Consider the following 19,573-nt stretch of genomic DNA (forward strand, 5'->3'; position numbering starts at 1 on the left):
GCTTCTTTCGTCTTCTTCAATGAATCAAGCAATTCGTGTGGGAACTTATGGAGCAGCTGATGTCGTCGATTAAGGAGGTGATCCAGCCGCAGGTTCCCCTACGGCTACCTTGTTACGACTTCACCCCAGTCATGAATCACACCGTGGTAACCGTCCTCCCGAAGGTTAGACTAGCTACTTCTGGTGCAACCCACTCCCATGGTGTGACGGGCGGTGTGTACAAGGCCCGGGAACGTATTCACCGCGACATTCTGATTCGCGATTACTAGCGATTCCGACTTCACGCAGTCGAGTTGCAGACTGCGATCCGGACTACGATCGGTTTTATGGGATTAGCTCCACCTCGCGGCTTGGCAACCCTCTGTACCGACCATTGTAGCACGTGTGTAGCCCAGGCCGTAAGGGCCATGATGACTTGACGTCATCCCCACCTTCCTCCGGTTTGTCACCGGCAGTCTCCTAGAGTGCCCACCATTACGTGCTGGTAACTAAGGACAAGGGTTGCGCTCGTTACGGGACTTAACCCAACATCTCACGACACGAGCTGACGACAGCCATGCAGCACCTGTCTCAATGTTCCCGAAGGCACCAATCCATCTCTGGAAAGTTCATTGGATGTCAAGGCCTGGTAAGGTTCTTCGCGTTGCTTCGAATTAAACCACATGCTCCACCGCTTGTGCGGGCCCCCGTCAATTCATTTGAGTTTTAACCTTGCGGCCGTACTCCCCAGGCGGTCAACTTAATGCGTTAGCTGCGCCACTAAGAGCTCAAGGCTCCCAACGGCTAGTTGACATCGTTTACGGCGTGGACTACCAGGGTATCTAATCCTGTTTGCTCCCCACGCTTTCGCACCTCAGTGTCAGTATCAGTCCAGGTGGTCGCCTTCGCCACTGGTGTTCCTTCCTATATCTACGCATTTCACCGCTACACAGGAAATTCCACCACCCTCTACCATACTCTAGCTTGTCAGTTTTGAATGCAGTTCCCAGGTTGAGCCCGGGGATTTCACATCCAACTTAACAAACCACCTACGCGCGCTTTACGCCCAGTAATTCCGATTAACGCTTGCACCCTCTGTATTACCGCGGCTGCTGGCACAGAGTTAGCCGGTGCTTATTCTGTCGGTAACGTCAAGACCGCAACGTATTAGGTTACTGCCCTTCCTCCCAACTTAAAGTGCTTTACAATCCGAAGACCTTCTTCACACACGCGGCATGGCTGGATCAGGCTTTCGCCCATTGTCCAATATTCCCACTGCTGCCTCCCGTAGGAGTCTGGACCGTGTCTCAGTTCCAGTGTGACTGATCATCCTCTCAGACCAGTTACGGATCGTCGCCTTGGTGAGCCATTACCTCACCAACTAGCTAATCCGACCTAGGCTCATCTGATAGCGCAAGGCCCGAAGGTCCCCTGCTTTCTCCCGTAGGACGTATGCGGTATTAGCGTCCGTTTCCGAGCGTTATCCCCACTACCAGGCAGATTCCTAGGCATTACTCACCCGTCCGCCGCTCTCAAGAGGTGCAAGCACCTCTCTACCGCTCGACTTGCATGTGTTAGGCCTGCCGCCAGCGTTCAATCTGAGCCATGATCAAACTCTTCAGTTCAAACATCTTTGGGTTTTTAAGAAACCCTAAACTTGGCTCAGCAATCGTTGGTTACATCTTTGATTTCTCGCGGAGTAACTTGTGATGCTGATAATCTTGTTGACTATCAGTCTGACCCCACAAGCACCCACACGAATTGCTTGATTCAGTTGTTAAAGAGCGGTTGGTTAAGATCTTTCGTCTCAACCGAGGCGCGCATTCTACAGCAGCCTCTGTTGCTGTCAAGCGGTTATTTTCAGAAGTTTTCAAAGTTTCCTTTGTAACTTCAACCACTTGCGCTTTCGATCTCTCGTCAGCGGGAGGCGAATTCTACAGCGTTACACGCTGCTGTCAACACCTCTTTTTCAACTCCTTTCGGGCTTCGATGACCTGAAGCCGCTTGCTGCCGAAAACTGCGTAACTCTTTGTTTACCAAGGAGTTTTCCGTTTCGACTGCGCCGGAAGTGGGGCGAATTATAGACATCCAGAATCTGCCGTCAAGCACTGATTGCTGCTTTACTCGGATTTCAGCGTAATTCGCGCAAATGACTTCTTGCCGGCCTGGCAAACGTGCGTTGCGCCCAATACGTATATAAAGGTGCGATCGACCACCTCACCATCTATACGCACACCGCCAGAGCTCAACAGATCACGCGCTACTGCCGAATTCTTCACCAGCCCTGCTTTATTAAGAACAGCCGCAATCGGCATATCCTCAGCAGCAGTCAATTCGATCTCTGGCAAATCATCTGGCAGCTCGCCCTCTTTCATACGATTGCCTGCTCCGCGGTGAGCATTGGCCGCAGCCTCCTCTCCATGGAAACGCGCAACGATCTCTTCAGCAAGCTTGATCTTGATGTCGCGCGGGTTCGCACCTGCCTCGACATCCGATTGGAATGCATTGATCTCATCCATGGAGCGGAAGCTGAGCAGCTCGAAGTAGCGCCACATCAGCGCATCCGGAATGGAAACCAGCTTGCTGTACATGACACCCGGCGCTTCCTGAATACCGACGTAGTTGCCCAAGGACTTGGACATTTTCTTCACGCCATCCAGACCTTCGAGCAACGGCATCGTCAGAATGCACTGTGGCTCTTGACCGTACCCGCGCTGCAGCTCGCGCCCCATCAACAGGTTGAACTTCTGGTCGGTCCCGCCCAACTCGATATCCGCACGTAATGCCACCGAGTCGTAACCCTGAACCAGCGGATAGAGAAACTCGTGGATAGCAATTGGCTGATTGGTCGTGTAGCGCTTGTAGAAGTCGTCGCGCTCGAGCATGCGAGCAACCGTGTACTGCGAAGTCAGGCGAATGAAGTCTGCCGGCCCCATCTGATCCATCCAGGTGGAGTTGAACGCAACTTCGGTTTTTGCCGGATCAAGAATCTTGAAGACTTGAGTCTTGTAGGTCTCAGCATTCTCGAGAACCTGCTCACGGGTAAGCGGCGGACGTGTCGCGCTCTTACCGCTCGGATCACCGATCATCCCGGTGAAGTCACCTATCAGGAAGATCACCTGATGCCCCAGATCCTGGAACTGACGCAGCTTATTAATAAGCACGGTGTGACCCAGGTGCAAATCCGGCGCAGTCGGATCGAAACCAGCCTTAATACGTAGCGGTTGGCCACGTTTGAGCTTCTCGATCAGCTCGGACTCGACCAACAGTTCTTCCGCACCACGTTTAATCAGCGCTAGCTGCTCTTCAACCGACTTCATAACAGACCCGCAAGGCTCGAATTCAAAGGGGACCAACCATACAAGATCACGCGTCAAATACAAAGTTTGGCCGGCGCAATGACGCCAATCCGCCGGCAGAGCGTCCGCGGACTTGCTTCAGAGATGATTTGGTTATATTTTATACAGTTATTTCATCTTCATCATGTCATTCATCTTTTCCAATTCATCTTTTTCAAAGTCAAAAAATCACTTATGACCAAAGAATCGTCTAAAGCGCCGCCGCTTTACCCGAAGACTCACTTGCTCGCAGCAAGTGGCATCGCCGCCCTGCTGAGCCTGGCGCTTCTGGTATTCCCTTCCAGCGATGTTGAAGCCAAAAGGACCACCCTGAGTCTTGAACTGGAAAGCCCTGCTGAACAACTGTCACAAGACCAAGACGCTGCTGACGCCGCTCAAGCCACAAATGAGCCTGTAGTCACCCCTTTCGCGCAGATCGAAAACAGCACCGAAGAACCGCAGGAAACCGCTCAAGCCGCGCCTGCGGTTGAAGAAAAGAAGTCTCCAAGCCACAGGGAAGTGATCGTCACCAAAGGCGATACGCTGTCCACTCTGTTTGAAAAAGTCGGCCTCCCGGCCACGTCGGTGCATGAAATCCTGGCCAGCGACAAGCAAGCCAAGCAGTTCAGCCAGCTTAAACATGGCCAGAAGCTCGAATTCGAACTAAACCCAGAAGGCCAGCTGACCAATCTGCACAGCAAGCTCAGCGACCTCGAAAGCATTACCCTGACAAAGAATGACAAGGGTTATGTGTTCAACCGCATCACCTCCAAGCCTTCCGTGCGCTCCGCCTACGTTCATGGCGTGATCAACAGTTCGTTGTCGCAATCCGCTGCTCGCGCCGGGCTCTCCCACAGCCTGACCATGGACATGGCCAGCGTGTTTGGCTACGACGTCGACTTCGCCCAGGATATTCGCCAGGGTGACGAATTCGATGTGATCTATGAGCAGAAAGTCGTCAACGGCAAGGCTGTCGGCAATGGCCCGATACTCTCAGCGCGGTTCACCAACCGCGGCAAGACCTATACCGCCGTGCGTTACACCAACAAACAGGGCAACGCCAGTTACTACACCGCTGAAGGCAACAGCATGCGCAAAGCGTTCATCCGCACCCCGGTAGACTTTGCCCGCATCAGTTCGAAATTCTCCATGGGGCGCAAGCACCCGATCCTGAACAAGATCCGCGCCCACAAAGGCGTCGACTATGCAGCACCGCGCGGCACACCGATCAAGGCTGCCGGTGACGGCAAAGTATTGTTGGCCGGTCGCCGCGGTGGCTACGGCAATACCGTAATCATCCAGCACGGCGCCACCTACACCACGCTGTATGGCCACATGCAAGGCTTCGCCAAAGGCGTAAAGACTGGCGGCACTGTTAAACAGGGCCAGGTGATCGGCTACATCGGCACCACCGGACTTTCCACCGGGCCGCATTTGCATTACGAGTTCCAGGTCAATGGCGTGCACGTCGACCCACTAGGCCAGAAGGTGGCGATGGCTGATCCAATCTCCAAAGCCGAGCGCGCACGTTTCCTTGCGCAGAGCCAACCGCTGATGGCGCGCATGGATCAAGAGAAATCCACCATGCTGGCTTCGAGCAAGCGCTAAGCCATGACGCTCTATATAGGTGTGATGTCCGGAACCAGTCTCGATGGCCTGGACATCGCACTGGTTGAACTCTCCCCGGCGATCAAGCTGATCGCCACGCACTACATTCCCATGCCTGAATCCCTGCGCACCGAGCTGCTTGGCTTGTGCGCCAGCGGCCCGGATGAGATTGCCCGCTCCGCCATCGCCCAACAAAACTGGGTGAAACTGGCCGCCCAAGGCATTCATACCCTGCTTGATCAACAAAACCTCAAGCCAGAAGACGTTCGCGCGATAGGCAGCCACGGCCAGACCATTCGCCACGAGCCGGCGCGCGGCTTCACGGTGCAGATCGGTAACCCCGCCCTGCTGACCGAGTTGACCGGCATCACCGTGGTCAGTGATTTCCGCAGTCGCGATGTTGCCGCTGGCGGGCAAGGTGCGCCACTGGTTCCAGCGTTCCACGAAGCCTTGTTTGATGAACGCGCCGGTAATCGCGCGGTATTGAACGTTGGTGGATTCAGTAATCTCAGCCTGATCGAACCCGGCAAACCCGTTGCGGGTTTCGACTGCGGCCCGGGCAATGTGCTGCTGGATGCCTGGATCCATCAGCAGCGCGGCGACAATTTTGATCGCGACGGCCAATGGGCTGCCAGCGGTAACGTCGAACCGGCACTGCTGAATGAACTACTCAGTGATCCCTTCTTCGTGACCAAAGGCCCCAAAAGCACCGGCCGCGAAGTGTTTAACCTGCCATGGCTGACGCAGCACCTCACGACACTACCGACTTTCGCTGCCGAAGACGTGCAAGCTACCCTGCTTGAGCTCACCGCAATGACCATCATCGAGTCACTGCAACACGCCCAATCGGATACTCAAGAATTGCTGGTCTGCGGTGGCGGCGCGCACAACGCCACGCTGATGAAGCGCTTGGCCGACTTACTGCCGAATGCGCAAGTCAGCAGCACCGCCACTCATGGTGTAGACCCCGACTGGGTTGAAGCCATGGCATTCGCCTGGCTGGCCCATTGCTGTCTCGAAGGCATCGCCGCCAATCGCCCCAGCGTCACCGGCGCTCGCGGCCTGCGCGTACTCGGCGCTATCTACCCCGCCTGAACGACAGACAGCAAAACGCCGCACAACCCATGAGGTTCTGCGGCGTTTTGAATTGCGCTGAAGTGCGATCAGATCGAGAACGAAGAGCCGCAGCCACAAGTAGTGCTGGCGTTCGGGTTCTTGATCACGAAGCGCGAACCTTCCAGACCTTCCTGATAATCCACCTCGGCACCTGCCAGGTACTGGAAGCTCATCGGATCCACGACCAGGCTCACACCTTCGCGTTCGACGATGGTGTCGTCATCGGCCACTTCTTCATCGAAGGTAAAGCCGTACTGAAAACCTGAACAACCGCCGCCCGTAACAAATACGCGCAGCTTCAAGCGATCATTCCCCTCTTCATCGACCAGGCTCTTCACCTTGTGCGCGGCACCGTGGGTGAATTGCAAAGCCGTGGGGGTGAAGGATTCGACGCTCATGCTGACTATCTCCCGGCGTTACGCCGCCATAATGCGTGATGACGCGCATTATCCGCTTGTCCTAGAAAAGCGGTCAACTATTGTTACGGTATATCAATCAAGCAAATCGTCAGACCAGAATGCAAAAAGGCCCACTGAATGGGCCTTTTTGCTGTGCGGCTTAGAGCCTTACGGCAGCATGCCCGCGTGGGACAAGCCCAACCGCTCATCCAGACCAAACAGGATGTTCATGTTCTGCACCGCCTGACCCGACGCACCTTTGACCAGGTTGTCGATCACCGACAGCACCACCACCAGATCTCCATCCTGCGGACGATGCACGGCAATACGGCACACGTTGGCTCCGCGCACACTGCGGGTTTCCGGATGGCTGCCGGCAGGCATCACATCGACGAACGGTTCGTTGGCATAACGCTTTTCAAACAACGCTTGCAGATCGACCGAGCGATCCACGACGGTCGCGTAAAGCGTCGAGTGAATGCCACGAATCATTGGCGTCAGGTGCGGAACGAACGTCAGACCGACATCCTTGCCCGCTGCGCGACGCAGCCCCTGGCGAATTTCCGGCAAGTGACGATGACCTTTGACCGAGTAAGCTTTCATGCTTTCCGACGTCTCGGAGTACAGCGATCCCACGGAGGCACCACGCCCGGCACCACTGACGCCGGATTTGCAGTCAGCGATCAAACGAGTGGTATCAGCCAGGCCGGCTTCGAGCAAGGGCAGGAAACCCAATTGCGTAGCGGTCGGGTAGCAACCCGGAACGGCGATCAGGCGAGCATCCTTGATTTGCGCGCGATTGACTTCCGGCAAGCCGTAAACCGCTTCTTCCAGCAGTTCCGGCGCACCGTGCGGCTGGCCGTACCACTTGGCCCACTCTGCGGCATCTTGCAGACGGAAGTCCGCCGACAGGTCGATGACCTTGGTCCCGGCCGCCAGCAGTTCGCCGGCCAACGCGTGGGCAACACCGTGAGGCGTGGCGAAGAACACCACATCACAGGCGCCCAGTGTCTTGATGTCCGGAACGCTGAACGCCAGGCCGTCGTAATGGCCTCGCAGGTTCGGGTACATGTCGGCCACGGCCAGGCCAGCCTCGGATCGGGAAGTGATCACTACCACTTCAGCTTGCGGATGCTGTGCCAACAGACGCAGCAGTTCGACACCGGTGTAACCCGTGCCGCCGACGATACCGACCTTGACCATAAACCTGCCCTCAACGAACCCACTGGAAAGCCGTCGATAATAGGGTGCGTATCGTCCTGCGACAACCGTCAAGGTGACGTGCGGACGCTCTACCCTCTACTATCTTCGCTACCGTGAATCTGGGAATAACTCAAAATGCTTTATCTGTGGCTCAAAGCGCTTCACATCGTCAGCATGGTCTGCTGGTTTGCCGGCCTGTTCTACCTGCCGCGCCTGTTCGTTTATCACGCGCAAAGTGAAGACACCGTCAGCAAAGAACGCTTCAGCATCATGGAGCGCAAACTCTACCGCGGCATCATGGGCCCGGCGATGATCGCCACCCTGATTTTCGGCATTGCGCTGATCGGCCTCAACCCGAGCATCTTCAGTCAGGGTGGATGGATTCACGCCAAACTGACGTTGGTTGTGATCCTGATCGGCTATCACCACATGTGCGGTGCGCAGGTGAAGCGTTTTGCCCGTGGCGAAAACACCCGCAGCCATGTCTTTTATCGCTGGTTCAATGAAGTCCCGGTTCTGATATTGCTGGCTATCGTAATTCTGGTCGTGGTTCGGCCGTTCTAACGTCAATAAGCACAACTCACCGGGGTACCTCCAATGTCGCTGCCCGCTCTGCTCGAACAACGTTTGCGTCTGCCCGTGGTGGCTGCGCCGATGTTCCTGATTTCCAATCCACAATTGGTGCTCGCCTGCTGTCGTAATGGCGTGGTTGGCAGTTTCCCCGCGTTGAACCAGCGCGAGAGCAGCGGTTTCAAGGCCTGGCTGGAAGAGATCGAAGCAGGTTTGGCGACACTGGAGAATCCGGCACCTTATGCGGTCAACCTGATCGTCCACAACAGCAACCCGCGCCTGCAAGCGGATCTGGAGATCTGCATCGAGCACAAAGTGCCGATTGTGATTACAAGCCTGGGTGCCGTGAAAGAAGTGGTCGACGCAGTGCACAGCTACGGCGGCCTGGTGTTCCACGACGTAACGACTCGCCGCCATGCGGAAAAAGCCGCCGAGGCTGGCGTGGACGGTTTGATAGCCGTGGCCGCGGGCGCTGGAGGCCACGCTGGCACCTGGAGCCCGTTCTCTCTGATCGCGGAAATTCGTCAGTTCTTCGACAAAACCCTGCTGCTGGCCGGCTGCCTGAACCACGGCCACGAGATTCTTGCGGCGCAATTGCTCGGTGCGGATTTGGCCTACTTCGGTACGCGATTTATCGGCACCACTGAAAGTCATGCATCTGACGCCTACAAGGAGATGCTGCTGACTTCCAGGGCGGCGGACATCGTCCATACTCCAGCAGTGTCCGGCGTACCGGCGAGTTTCATGCGTCAAAGCCTGGAAGCTGCAGGTTTCGACATGGCAGCCCTGCAAAACAAAGGAGAGGTCAACTTCGGTTCCAAACTCAAACCGATCAGCGATGAAGCCAAGGCCTGGAAAACCGTGTGGTCTGCGGGCCAGGGCGTCGGGGAAATCGATGATTTGCCGAGTGTCGATCAATTGGTCGCACGGCTGGACGCGGAATATCGCAAGGCACTGGAATTGGCGGCACAACTGCCAAAACGCTGGCCGCGCTGAGATGAAAGTTTCGGCCAGCCCCGCCCGGCTGGCCCTACACTCCATCCATGCCTGCAACACTTCCTAACTTAAACACTCGCGACAAGGATGCCTCGAAATGAGCGAAAACCGTTTCAAGATCGTATTCGACGGCGCTCTGCTGCCAGGTTTTGACCTTACGACCGCCAAACAGAATCTCGCCGAGCTGTACAAACGCGAAGTCATTGCGGTCGAACGGCTGTTCACAGGCAAGACCGTCACGCTCAAGCAAGGTTTGTCGCAAGTCGAGGCGCAAACCTACCTTCAGGAACTGACAAAAACCGGCATCAATGCGCGGATCGAAAGCGAATCGTCCATAGAGCTGAGACTGACCGACGCTCACGAACACGTTCCCGCCAAGGCCCAACCGGTTTTCGTCGACCCGGTGTCCCCTTACGCTCCGCCTCAGGCTAGCGTCGGTGAAAGCCTGCCCGCGTTCGCCACACTCAAGCCGTTCAGCTTTGAAGGGCGCATCGGCCGCTTGCGTTATCTGGCCTGGACGATGGTCCTGACCCTTGTGATGCTGGGTGTCGGATCGGCACTCGCCGTTTTCGCCGTTGCGCTGATCAGCGCAGACTCGACTGCCGGCCTGATTGTCGGTGGCCTGGTGGCGCTGATCCTGTTCATCGCAGTCGTGGTCGTCAGTATTCAGATCAGCGTGCAGCGTTTGCACGATATCGGCTGGTCCGGGTGGCTTTGGCTGTTGAACTTCGTCCCGTTCGTGGGCAGCCTCTTTCCGTTCGTGATCATGGTCGTCCCCGGCTCCAACATCGCCAATCGCTACGGCCCGCCGCCACCGCCCAACAGCACCGCTGTCAAAGTGCTGTCTTCGTTGTGGGTGGTGTTTATCGCCATCGTCTTCGTGGCGGCGCTGTCCGGCGGTTTTACTGCGATTCAGCAAGAGTATGAAAGCGCCACTGAAAGCAGCTATGACAGCAGCTCGGTGACGACCGACGAGGTTGAAGTCGAGCCGGCCGAAGCGACCGAAACCACACCGGATTCTGCAGACGATGAAGCCGAAGAAGCCCCGTCCCCTGTAGACTCTGCGAAAGAATAAACAGCGCTCCCCGCCCGTGACACCTGCGTCGCGGCGCGGAGCTGTTGCGATGGAGAACTGCATGACCCGTTACGCTCTGATCACCGGCGCTTCCAGCGGCATCGGCCTGGCGATGGCCGAAGCGCTGGCCCGGCGTGGCCGCAGCCTGATTCTGGTGGCCCGACAACGTGATCAGCTGGAAAGTATTGCGATTGAACTGACTCAACGTTTTGGCGTGGAAGTGCTTTTCCGTGCCTGTGACCTCGGCGAGCCGCTGCGGTTGTCGGGGTTTCTGCTGGAACTGGAGGAAGGCGACCGTCAAATTGATTTGCTGGTGAACTGCGCTGGCATGGGGACTTGCGGTCCCTTTCTCGCTCAAGACTGGATGACCGAGCAGGACCTGATCGAAGTGAATATTCTGGCACTCACCCGCCTCTGCCACGCCATCGGAAACAGCATGGCCTTACAGGGTGGCGGGCAAATCCTCAATGTTGCCTCGGTCGCCGCGTTTCTGCCCGGCCCGTGGATGAGCACCTATTACGCCAGCAAGGCGTATGTGCTGCATTTTTCCGAAGGTTTGCGCGTCGAGCTGAAAAAATGTGCAGTCAAGGTCTCGGTGCTCTGCCCCGGCCCGACGCGCACCGGCTTTTTCCGTACCGCGCAATTGGACACCGGCAAACTGACCGACAGCAAAATGCTGATGAGTCCCGAAGAAGTGGCGCTGTATACCGTGCGGGCCCTGGAGAAAAATCGCGCGATCATTATTCCGGGCCGACGCAACCGTTGGCGCGCCTTTCTGCCACGACTCGGCTCTCGCTGGTTAAACCGGACAATCGCCGGCATGGTCAACAAGGTTTACTGCCCACGCTGAACACGTCCCTCGGTAAAACACTGGGCGGGGGCATCTCCCATGAGTACACTCAGGCCAGCCAAAACAACGGAGAAAACAGCTGTGGATACTCTGTTCACCAAGATCATCAACCGGGAAATCCCGGCAAAGATCATTTACGAGGACGACCAGGTACTGGCCTTCCACGATATCAACCCACAGGCACCGGTGCACTTTCTGGTTGTTCCGAAAAAACCCGTGCGCACCCTTAACGACCTCACCGAGGACGACAAGGCATTGGCCGGGCACATCCTGTTCACGGCCCAACGCCTTGCGCTGGAGCTGGGCTGCGAAAAAGGCTTCCGTGTGGTCATGAATTGCAATGAACTGGGTGGGCAAACCGTCTATCACATTCATATGCATGTGCTGGGTCAGCGCCAGATGCACTGGCCGCCGGGCTGATTACAGACTGTTGCAAGGGAGTGGCCAGCCACTCCCGCATGACCCAGCGCAAACCTTCCCCGGCCGATTGGGGTAAACTGGCCGCCGAGATTTTTCCCGGAGATCAGCATGACTACCCAACGTCACTACTCGCCGATTGACCGTCTTCTGCTGCAAGCCGACGCCGCCATGCGCACCCTGTTGCCCTTCGGCGGTCAGCCCTACCGTCCGTCGCCGGCCATCGTTCAGCCTGATGCGAAATTGAGCGATGAAGACACCCGGCACGTTGCCGGCCTGATGCGCATCAACCATACCGGCGAGGTCTGCGCTCAGGCGCTGTATCAAGGGCAAGCCCTGACTGCCAAGCTCCCGCATGTGCGTGCCGCCATGGAGCATGCTGCCGAAGAAGAGATCGACCATTTGGTGTGGTGCGAGCAACGCATTCACCAGTTGGGCAGTCACACCAGCATTCTCAATCCGCTGTTTTATGGCATGTCGTTCGGGATCGGTGCGGTGGCCGGGTTGATCAGCGACAAAGTCAGCCTGGGGTTCGTTGCCGCCACTGAACATCAAGTGTGCAAGCACTTGAATGAACACCTTGAGCAATTGCCGGCTGAGGACGAAAAATCCCGGGCGATTCTTGAGCAGATGCGTATTGATGAAGAACATCACGCGGAAAGCGCGCTGGATGCCGGAGGGTTCCGTTTTCCGGCTCCGGTGAAGTTCGGGATGAGTCTGATGGCCAAGGTGATGACCAAGAGTACTTATCGGATCTGACCTAGGGGCTTTTCGTAGGAGCATGGCTTGCCCGCGATGGCGATCTCGAGGACGCTATCGCGGGCAAGCCTTGCTCCTACAAAGGTTTTGCGACAGACATAAAAAAGGCGACTGCCGTGAGGGAGTCGCCTTTTTTGTGCCTGACTCAACCGAGTTCGATGATCTCGTAATCGTGGGTAATCGCCACGCCTGCCGCACCCAACATGATCGAGGCCGAGCAGTACTTCTCTGCCGACAACTCGATGGCGCGCTTGACCTGGGCTTCTTTCAGCCCACGACCTTTGACCACGAAATGCATGTGAATCTTGGTGAAGACTTTAGGGTCCTCGGTCGCACGCTCGGCTTCGAGGAAGGCTTCGCAGCTTTCGACAGCCTGACGGGACTTCTTGAGGATGCTGACCACGTCGAAGTTGCTGCAACCGCCGACACCGAGCAGGAGCATTTCCATCGGCCGGACACCCAGGTTGCGACCGCCGGCATCGGGCGGACCGTCCATGACCACCACGTGACCACTGCCGGATTCACCGAGGAACATGGCTTCGCCAGCCCATTGGATGCGTGCCTTCATCGCCAAGACTCCACTGTCTAAAAAAGGGTCGCCAGCTTAGCACAGGGCCCTTGATTGACAGCGTCTCACCTTCCTGGGACGCAAGTGTTTACACAGTAGGTAAATTCTCAAATCTTGTAGGAAGTGTCTGTTAAGCTGGCGCCAATTCACTGGCGCATGGCCAGCTTTTGCATAGACCGTTGTCGGCGACTCACAAGAAAACCAACACACACCGTGAAGTCTTTTCGGGATACAACCATGGTTGCTATTACCCCAGTACCCAAAATCAAAAACCTCGACAAGCTGTTGATGCATTGCCAGCGCCGTCGCTATACGGCCAAGAGCAACATTATTTGTGCGGGCGATCGCTCGGAAACACTGTTCTTCATTATCAAAGGCTCGGTCACGATCCTGATCGAGGATGACGACGGTCGTGAAATGATCATCGCCTACCTGAACGCCGGGGACTTTTTCGGGGAGTTGGGCCTGTTCGAACAGGCCGGACTGGAACAGGCACGCAGCGCTTGGGTCCGCGCGAAGATCGAATGCGAGGTCGCGGAAATCAGCTACGCGAAATTCCGTGAGCTGTCCCAGCAAGATCCAGACATTCTTTACGTCCTCAGCGGACAAATCGCACAGCGTCTGCGCAACACCACGCGCAAGGTCGGTGACCTGGCGTTCTTCGACGTGACCGGTCGCGTCGCCCGTTGCCTGCTGGAACTGTGCAAGCAGCCGGACGCGATGACCCACCCGGACGGCATGCAGATCAAAGTAACCCGTCAGGAAATCGGCCGGATTGTCGGTTGCTCGCGCGAAATGGTCGGTCGCGTGCTTAAGGATCTGGAAGAACGCAACCTGGTGGACGTCAAAGGCAAGACCATGGTGGTCTTCGGTACGCGCTAAGCCTTGAACATCTCTGCCAGCAACTGGCGATAAAGAGTGTCGAGCCGGCCGAGCGCATCGGGCGCGGCGAACTTCTCATGCAGGGCGATGTGGCTTTCGGCGCGAACGCGCTGTTCCAGACCGCAGGCTTCATTGAAGCGATTGACCGCCGCCACCATCGATTCGCGCTCGTTATCCAGCAACAATGCACCGTGCGCCAACCCGACCGGGCGCGTGCCACCCTTGCTTTGGCGCCAGCGTTGAGCGGTACCGACCATCTTGCGGCCATCGAGATTGACGTTGAAACGGCCATCGCAGAATGCACCATCGACTTCGCCGAGGGACGACACGCCGCCGAGCTCATCCAGCAACTGGCAGATCGGATCGCAGAGTCGGCGATAGGCGGTTTCGATCCGGTTCTGATCACCTTCACTGCGTGGTGGTGCGTAGACCAATGCAATGTTGATGGTTGATGCCGATTGCGGCACCGGTTCGCCGCCGGTTTCACGCAATAGGACCGGCCAACCGGCAGCGGCTGAAACTTCGCAGGCCGCGTCGAAACCGGGTAGGCGATTCAAGCGTCGGGGCATGACCAGGGCGCGGTCATTAGGTTGCCAGAACAGCAGACCAAACTCAGCGTCGCCGGCACAGACCGACGCCAACAGATCCTGTTCGGCTTGCAGGCCGGCTTCGACAATCAAAGAGACGATTGAGGTCATTAGGTATTCCGTTGGACATGAAGTCTATGGTGCTACTTATGCCGCCATCGTCGGAACGCCGCCCGGAGACAAGCTCGGCTCCTACATTGGTTCTCCTGTAGGAGCCGAGCTTGCTCGCGATGGGGTCGACTCGGTCTGCGTGTAATCAGTCGAGTGTAGAACCACTCACCGCAGTCCCGCGCTCCGGAAAGAACAGACGCTGCAACTCCGTCCCCGGGCTTTCGGCGCGCATGAACGCCTCGCCAACCAGGAACGCATAAACGTCGCTGATTTCCATCAGCTCGACATCGGCGCGGTTGAGGATGCCACTTTCGGTAATCACCAGACGATCACGAGGGATGCGCGGCAACAGGTCGAGTGTGGTTTCCAGGCTGACATCGAAGGTGTGCAGGTTGCGGTTGTTGATGCCGACCAGCGGTGTGTCGAGGGTTTTCAAGGCCCGCTCCAGCTCGTCGCCGTCGTGAACTTCCACCAGCACATCGAGGCCGACACTTTTTGCCACGGCAGCCAGTTCGGCCATTTTCACGTCATCCAGCGCGGAGACGATCAACAACACGCAATCGGCGCCCAGCGCCCGCGCTTCGACGATCTGATAAGGATCGATCATGAAGTCCTTGCGGATCACCGGCAGTTTGCACGCCGCCCGGGCCTGTTGCAGATACGCATCGGCGCCCTGGAAATAATCGATATCGGTCAGCACCGACAAACACGTCGCGCCGCCCTTCTCGTAGCTTTTGGCGATGTCTGCGGGAACGAAGTTCTCGCGGATCACGCCCTTGCTCGGCGAGGCTTTCTTTATTTCTGCAATCACCGCCGGCTGCTTGAGCTTGGCTTGCGCCAACAACGCCTGGGCAAAACCACGGGGTGCATCGGCCGCCTTGGCCAGACTTTCCAGCTCGGCCAGGCTCACACGAGCGCTACGCTCGGCGACTTCCTGGACCTTGCGCGCCAGAATTTTTTCCAGAACCGTCGGTACACTCATCCTTCATTCTCCACTTTGAATACCGCGGTAAATGCACCCAACTCCTCCAGTTTCTCCCGAGCGAGGCCTGTGTGCAGCGCATCGTGCGCCAGGGCAACGCCTTCTTTCAAACTGGTTGCATGGTCGGCGGCGTACAGCGCGGCACCGGCATTGAGCATAATCATCTCGGCGGCTTTCTGACCGCTTTCGGTTTTGCGTTTGCCCAAGGCATCACGTATCAGCTCCAACGAGGCCTCCGGGCTTTCAACTGCCAGCCCGTGCAGGCTCTGGCTCTTCATGCCCAGGTCTTCCGGCTCGACCCAATATTCGGTGATCTGGTCATTCTTCAATTCCGCCACAAAGGTCGGCGCGGCCAGGCTGAATTCGTCCAGGCCATCCTTCGAATGCACTACAAGCACGTGCTTGCTGCCCAATCGTTGCAGGACTTCGGCCAATGGCCGGCACAACGCGTGGTTGAACACGCCCACCACCTGATGCTTCACACCGGCCGGATTCGTAAGCGGGCCGAGCATGTTGAACAGGGTCCGCAGGCCAAGCTCCTTACGCGGACCGGCGGCGTACTTCATCGCACGGTGGTGAGTCTGGGCGAACATGAAACCGATGCCGACGTTGTCGATGCAACGAGCCACCTGAACCGGTGTCAGGTTCAGGTAGATGCCCGCCGCCTCCAGCAAATCGGCGCTGCCGCTTTTGCCCGACACCGCACGGTTACCGTGCTTGGCCACGGTACAACCAGCCGCTGCAACAACGAAGGACGAGGCGGTCGACACGTTGAAAATGTTGGCACCGTCACCGCCGGTACCAACCACATCGACCACGCCGTCGAGGGTCTTGAGTTCGACCTTGTCCGCCAGCTCGCGCATGACCGACACGGCGCCGACGATTTCGTCGATGCTTTCACTCTTCATGCGCATGGCCATCATGAATGCGCCGATCTGCGCATCCGTGCATTGGCCGGTCATGATTTCGCGCATCACATCGCGCATCTCATCGGTGCTGAGGTCGAGGTGATCGACGATACGGCCCAGGGCTGTCTTGATATTCATGAAAAGTCCTTAGCGCGTGCCGCCGGTTTGTTTGAGGAAGTTTGCGAACAGCTCGTGGCCCTGCTCGGTGAGAATCGACTCGGGGTGGAACTGCACGCCTTCGATGTTCAGTGTCTTGTGGCGCAAGCCCATGATCTCGTCGACCGAACCGTCTTCAAGCTGGGTCCAGGCAGTGAGCTCCAGGCAATCTGGCAGGGTTTCACGCTTGACGATCAGCGAATGATAGCGCGTCACCGTCAGCGGGCGATTCAGGCCTTCGAATACGCCCTTGTCCTCGTGGAATACCGGGCTAGTCTTTCCGTGCATCACTTGACGGGCGCGAACCACATCACCGCCAAAGGCCTGGCCGATGGACTGGTGACCGAGGCAGACGCCAAGAATCGGCAGTTTGCCGGCGAAATGTTTGATCGCTTCAATCGAGATGCCGGCTTCGGTCGGGGTGCAAGGACCGGGGGACACCACGATGCGCTCTGGGTTGAGGGCTTCGATTTCAGCAATGGTCAGTTCATCGTTGCGCACGACTTTGACCTGGGAGCCGAGCTCACCGAGGTACTGCACAACGTTGTAGGTAAAGGAGTCGTAGTTATCGATCATCAGCAACATGGCGTTTAGAACCTCTTGAATTCACTGACTTTAAAGATGGCCTTCGAATGATTTACCCGCAGCGCGCTGCGCTTTGTCAGGTGCTGGAGTAGCGCCAGCAAAGCGGCATTTCAAACAGGTAAAGAAGGCAAAGCGGGTACAAGTCCGGCGGGGCCGGCAAAAAGAATTCAGGCGCGCCAACGCCAGCGGGCGTGTGCCTTGATGACTTGATCCAGGAGTTTACTGATGATCAACACGGAGAAGGTCTCTTTCATACGTCCGGGCACAGTAACTTAGCCGGGCAGAGCGTGCAATATGGCCGGGGCTACTGCTCGCGAAACTATCAAAGGCTTCGCGACAGATGGCAAAAGGCCGGAAGTTTTTGGTACTGTCGTTTCGTTAACTAAAACAATAAATAAATAAACGGACTTGCTCATGATCAGACAGACGTTGTTTGTACCGCTCGCAGGATGCTTGCTCGCAATGGCCTGCGCCCAGGCGAATGCCGCGCCTAATCCTTACACCAGTTTCGTCGTCTTCGGCGACAGCCTCAATGACGCCGGGACCTTTGCCGACACCGGCGGGCCTGCCGGGGCCACGGAACGCTTCACCAACCGGACGGGGCCGGTTTATCTGGATGGCAGCGGCGAAGTCCGCTCGCTCAACTCCACGCAAATACTGGGTGGAAAGCTGGGGTACTCGGCGGACCAGACCGCGTCATCGAGTTCAGCGGTACGCGCCAGCAATGGCCAGCCCGATGGCAACAACTGGGCCGTCGGCGGTTATCGCACCGATCAGATTCTCGATTCGATCGCCAGTACTGCCGACACCGGCGAACGCACCCGTGCCGGATACCTGCCGTCGAATAACTTCCGTGCCGACCCGAACGCACTGTATTACCTGTCGGGTGGCGGTAACGACTTCCTGCAAGGACGTGTCACCAGCCTGCCTCAAGCCAGTGCCGCCGCCGACCGACTGGCCGACAGCGTGCAGACGCTGCAAACCGCCGGCGCCAAATACATCATGGTCTGGCTGCTGCCCGACATCGGCTTTACTCCGGCGTTCAATGGCAAGCCGCTGCAAGCATTTACGTCCCAACTCAGCGCCCAGTTCAACACTGAACTGGTCAGCCGACTGCAGAACATCAATGCAGAAATCATCCCGCTCAACATTCCAGTACTGCTCAAAGAGGCGTTCGCCAGCCCGGCGCAGTTTGGCCTGGCCACCGACCAGAACCTGAGCGCCACCTGCTTCAGCGGCAGCAGCTGTACCGAGAACGCCCGTTACGGTATCAACAGCGCCACACCAGACCCGACCAAGCTGATCTACAACGACTCGGTACACCCGACCGAAGCCGGGCAACGCCTGATCGCCGATTATGCGTATTCGCTGTTGTCAGCGCCGTGGGAGCTGACGCTACTGCCGCAAATGGCCCAAGGCACCCTGCGCTCGCACCAGGATGAACTGCGCAACCAATGGATGGCCGACTGGGAAAACTGGCAAGGTGTCGGCCAATGGCGAGCCATTGTTGCCGGCGGTGGCCAGCATCAGGATTTTGACGGGCAGGACAGCGTCGTGAGCGCCGATGGTAACGGGTACAACCTGAACATCGGCGGCAGCTATCGTCTCGACGATGCCTGGCGCGTCGGTGTGGCGGCCGGTTTCTATAACCAGAAACTCGAGGCCGGCACTAACGACTCCGACTACAAGCTCAACACTTACCTGGGCACGGCATTCGCCCAGTACCAACAAAATCGCGTGTGGGCTGACGCGGCGTTGACGGGCGGGCACCTGGATTACGACAGTCTCAAGCGTAAATTCCAGTTGGGCGTCAACGAGCGCAGCGAAAAAGGCGACACCAGTGGCTACGTCGAGGCCTTCAGCGCTCGCATCGGTTACGACATCGCACAGCAAACCAGCAGCCCTTGGCACCTGTCGCCGTTTGTCAGCGCCGATTTCTCCAAGGTAAAAGTCGATGGCTACTCGGAGCAAGCCAGTGATTCCACAGCGCTGACCTTTGCCGATCAGGAGAGCATTTCCCGACGTCTGGGCTTCGGTTTGCAGGGCAAATACCGGATCACCCCACAAACCCAGGTATTCGGCGAAGTGGCTCACGAGCGTGAGTACAACGACGATGCCCAAGACGTGACCATCAGCCTCAACAGCCTACCGAACAATCAGTTCACGCTGGAAGGCTACACCCCGCAAACCAATCTGAACCGGCTGAATTTGGGAGTTAGCCACAACCTCACCAAGGAACTGGCACTGCGCGCCAGCTACAACATTCGCAAGGATGACGATTTTACTCAGCAAGGTATTAACGTAGGGGTTGCGCTGGACTTCTAAATCGCGGGCAACAAAAAACGCGGCGCCCTCACAGGCGCCGCGTTTTTTTTATGCTGAACACTTAATGTGGCGAGGGGGCTTGCCCCCGTTGGGACGCGAAGCGACCCTAAGCTCCTTCAGGGCCACTTAAGCGCTTGGATTTGCGGCTGCTGCGCAGCCG

General features: G+C 57.3%; 18 protein-coding genes and 1 rRNA gene. 10 read left to right on the forward strand and 9 right to left on the reverse strand.

Translation table 11 applies throughout. The features are described 5' to 3' along the window. Nucleotides 1–70: 70 nt before the first annotated feature. A 16S ribosomal RNA gene (locus ACWGZX_RS11330) occupies nt 71–1,604 on the reverse strand. Between the two features lie 495 nt (nt 1,605–2,099). Beyond that, nucleotides 2,100–3,299 carry a tyrosine--tRNA ligase gene (gene tyrS / locus ACWGZX_RS11335; RefSeq protein ID WP_452628345.1) on the reverse strand — a complete coding sequence of 400 codons (1,200 nt, stop codon included), beginning with the start codon at nt 3,297–3,299 and terminating at the stop codon, nt 2,100–2,102. Between the two features lie 213 nt (nt 3,300–3,512). Here tyrS and ACWGZX_RS11340 point away from each other — a divergent pair, with 213 nt between their 5' ends. Beyond that, entirely contained in the window at nt 3,513–4,925 is a 1,413-nt protein-coding gene (locus ACWGZX_RS11340) for a peptidoglycan DD-metalloendopeptidase family protein (RefSeq protein WP_452628346.1), read from the forward strand. A gap of 3 nt (nt 4,926–4,928) precedes the next feature. Further along, nucleotides 4,929–6,020, forward strand: coding sequence for an anhydro-N-acetylmuramic acid kinase (locus tag ACWGZX_RS11345; protein ID WP_452628347.1), 1,092 nt, complete (start codon nt 4,929–4,931; stop codon nt 6,018–6,020). Between the two features lie 68 nt (nt 6,021–6,088). Here ACWGZX_RS11345 and erpA read toward each other — a convergent pair whose 3' ends face one another. After that, on the reverse strand, nt 6,089–6,439 hold the full coding sequence (erpA, locus tag ACWGZX_RS11350) for an iron-sulfur cluster insertion protein ErpA (protein ID WP_007947969.1): 351 nt from the start codon (nt 6,437–6,439) through the stop codon (nt 6,089–6,091). A 168-nt stretch (nt 6,440–6,607) separates the two neighbouring features. Then, a complete protein-coding gene (argC, locus tag ACWGZX_RS11355; protein ID WP_452628348.1) occupies nt 6,608–7,642 on the reverse strand; it encodes an N-acetyl-gamma-glutamyl-phosphate reductase in 1,035 nt (344 codons plus the stop codon). 135 nt (nt 7,643–7,777) lie between these two features. Here argC and hemJ point away from each other — a divergent pair, with 135 nt between their 5' ends. The 6 genes from hemJ (at nt 7,778) to coq7 (ending at nt 12,309) form a co-directional block, all read left to right on the forward strand. Beyond that, entirely contained in the window at nt 7,778–8,206 is a 429-nt protein-coding gene (hemJ, locus tag ACWGZX_RS11360; protein WP_007947971.1) for a protoporphyrinogen oxidase HemJ, read from the forward strand. Between the two features lie 33 nt (nt 8,207–8,239). Continuing rightward, entirely contained in the window at nt 8,240–9,208 is a 969-nt protein-coding gene (locus tag ACWGZX_RS11365) for an NAD(P)H-dependent flavin oxidoreductase (protein WP_452628349.1), read from the forward strand. A 97-nt stretch (nt 9,209–9,305) separates the two neighbouring features. Continuing rightward, nucleotides 9,306–10,283 (forward strand): DUF805 domain-containing protein, encoded by a 978-nt coding sequence (locus ACWGZX_RS11370; protein WP_452628350.1) that lies wholly within the window; start codon nt 9,306–9,308, stop codon nt 10,281–10,283. 61 nt (nt 10,284–10,344) lie between these two features. Further along, nucleotides 10,345–11,133: an SDR family NAD(P)-dependent oxidoreductase gene (locus ACWGZX_RS11375; protein WP_223514816.1), complete on the forward strand. Its 789-nt coding sequence runs from the start codon at nt 10,345–10,347 to the stop codon at nt 11,131–11,133. 81 nt (nt 11,134–11,214) lie between these two features. Continuing rightward, nucleotides 11,215–11,553: a histidine triad nucleotide-binding protein gene (locus tag ACWGZX_RS11380; protein ID WP_223514819.1), complete on the forward strand. Its 339-nt coding sequence runs from the start codon at nt 11,215–11,217 to the stop codon at nt 11,551–11,553. Nucleotides 11,554–11,661: 108 nt separating this feature from the next. Then, nucleotides 11,662–12,309 carry a 2-polyprenyl-3-methyl-6-methoxy-1,4-benzoquinone monooxygenase gene (gene coq7, locus ACWGZX_RS11385; protein ID WP_452628351.1) on the forward strand — a complete coding sequence of 216 codons (648 nt, stop codon included), beginning with the start codon at nt 11,662–11,664 and terminating at the stop codon, nt 12,307–12,309. Nucleotides 12,310–12,454: 145 nt separating this feature from the next. Here the strand turns inward: coq7 and ACWGZX_RS11390 are convergent, their stop codons facing one another. Continuing rightward, a complete protein-coding gene (locus ACWGZX_RS11390; RefSeq protein WP_007941657.1) occupies nt 12,455–12,877 on the reverse strand; it encodes an OsmC family protein in 423 nt (140 codons plus the stop codon). 237 nt (nt 12,878–13,114) lie between these two features. On the opposite strand from ACWGZX_RS11390, the gene crp reads away from it, so the two are divergent. Further along, nucleotides 13,115–13,759, forward strand: coding sequence for a cAMP-activated global transcriptional regulator CRP (crp, locus tag ACWGZX_RS11395; RefSeq protein ID WP_452628352.1), 645 nt, complete (start codon nt 13,115–13,117; stop codon nt 13,757–13,759). Here crp and ACWGZX_RS11400 read toward each other — a convergent pair. From ACWGZX_RS11400 to ACWGZX_RS11415, 4 genes are all read right to left on the reverse strand, one after another. Beyond that, nucleotides 13,756–14,457 carry a lipoate--protein ligase family protein gene (locus ACWGZX_RS11400; RefSeq protein ID WP_452628353.1) on the reverse strand — a complete coding sequence of 234 codons (702 nt, stop codon included), beginning with the start codon at nt 14,455–14,457 and terminating at the stop codon, nt 13,756–13,758. The genes crp and ACWGZX_RS11400 overlap by 4 nt on opposite strands. A 145-nt stretch (nt 14,458–14,602) precedes the next feature. After that, a complete protein-coding gene (gene trpC, locus ACWGZX_RS11405; RefSeq protein ID WP_452628354.1) occupies nt 14,603–15,439 on the reverse strand; it encodes an indole-3-glycerol phosphate synthase TrpC in 837 nt (278 codons plus the stop codon). Further along, a complete protein-coding gene (gene trpD / locus ACWGZX_RS11410; RefSeq protein WP_223514857.1) occupies nt 15,436–16,485 on the reverse strand; it encodes an anthranilate phosphoribosyltransferase in 1,050 nt (349 codons plus the stop codon). Before trpD ends, trpC begins: the two co-directional genes overlap by 4 nt. A gap of 9 nt (nt 16,486–16,494) precedes the next feature. After that, a complete protein-coding gene (locus ACWGZX_RS11415; RefSeq protein ID WP_007906885.1) occupies nt 16,495–17,088 on the reverse strand; it encodes an aminodeoxychorismate/anthranilate synthase component II in 594 nt (197 codons plus the stop codon). 414 nt (nt 17,089–17,502) lie between these two features. On the opposite strand from ACWGZX_RS11415, the gene estP reads away from it, so the two are divergent. Continuing rightward, nucleotides 17,503–19,413, forward strand: coding sequence for an esterase EstP (gene estP, locus ACWGZX_RS11420; RefSeq protein WP_452628355.1), 1,911 nt, complete (start codon nt 17,503–17,505; stop codon nt 19,411–19,413). The last annotated feature ends 160 nt before the right edge of the window (nt 19,414–19,573 follow it).

The sequence above is a fragment of the Pseudomonas sp. CLCA07 genome (assembly GCF_053615335.1).